The sequence below is a fragment of the Parendozoicomonas verongulae genome (assembly GCF_009711465.1).
Classification (GTDB): domain Bacteria; phylum Pseudomonadota; class Gammaproteobacteria; order Pseudomonadales; family Endozoicomonadaceae; genus Sansalvadorimonas; species Sansalvadorimonas verongulae.
Genome location: NZ_SMME01000495.1, coordinates 1 through 1,060, shown reverse-complemented (window position 1 = coordinate 1,060; position 1,060 = coordinate 1). Strand labels below are relative to the sequence as shown.

Sequence of the window (1,060 nt, the reverse complement as noted above, 5' to 3'; positions counted from 1 at the left end):
AGTTAAGTGCCATGCCCGGCACACACGCCTGCTTCAGCCGCGTGCCGAAGGCACGTCGGGTGAGCGAAGCGAACGAGCTGGAAGCATTTGTTACATTTGCGGTTGGCTACGAACCAAACAGCTGGGCTACTGTTTTCATAGGAAGAAACATGCGAACTCTACCATTATGTTCACACAACACTTCAAAACCATATTTTGCATAGAATCGTTCTGCTGAATCCGTTAGGCAGTCAACAATTATTGCGTATGCACGCATATGAGAGCTAATTTCCCACAAATACTTCAAGGCATTTATTAAGCAAATTTTTCCCAGCCCCTCTCCGTGAAATTCTCTATGTACAGCTAGTTGAGCAATCAGAAATACAGGGATAGGATAGCGGGGTAATTTTTTGGCTAAGGACTTGGGCAAAGTGTCTCGACAGATGGAACTTGGCGCAATGCTATAGAATGCACAAACTGGTTTCTTTTGATTTGGCAAAGGGTTTGATGCAGGCAGAACCATTGTACGACTGATGCCTGCCTGCATATGTTTTGCTGCTTGTGTCTGGATGAACAAATTAAGTTCAGCTTCACCACAGTCAAATGATGCTCTATCGTGGATACCTTTATCGAGCTCCACAAACTCCTTTGACCAGCTCACTTGACACCTTTCTCCTCGGCAAATGCTAAGGCATCTAACAAAGCCTTGTTTGGAGCCTTTGCCTTTTCGCAAGCTTCTGTAAAGCGATCAAAGACATCGTTTTCTACTGTAATGCGCTCATATTCAGAAATGACCTGCGTAGAGTCTTCATCCATGAGCCTTACAACGTATTCGGTCAAACTCTTCAATCCCAGTAGAGCTGAAGCCTTTTCTGCTTTAGCCTTGATTTCCTCATCAAGTCTCAGGTCTAAGCGTGCAGTAGCCATTTTTCACCCTCCATTTGTACGGATATCTTCCGTATAGACAGAGTTTAGACCTGAGAGTTCCTATAAGCAATTTGTACGGATAAATGACGGATTATTTGAGAGAACGCTTGCTTGACAGGGCGCTGAAGGCGTCCTGCCCAAGCACTTGTTATGT

The 1,060-nt window shown here is 44.8% G+C and carries 2 protein-coding genes; both read right to left on the bottom strand.

The features are described 5' to 3' along the window. Positions 1 to 106: 106 nt before the first annotated feature. Positions 107 to 640 (bottom strand): GNAT family N-acetyltransferase, encoded by a 534-nt coding sequence (locus E1189_RS01170; protein WP_230459921.1) that lies wholly within the window; start codon positions 638 to 640, stop codon positions 107 to 109. After that, entirely contained in the window at positions 637 to 906 is a 270-nt protein-coding gene (locus E1189_RS01165; protein WP_155158283.1) for a type II toxin-antitoxin system TacA family antitoxin, read from the bottom strand. The genes E1189_RS01170 and E1189_RS01165 overlap by 4 nt, the downstream gene beginning before the upstream one ends. Positions 907 to 1,060 lie beyond the last annotated feature (154 nt).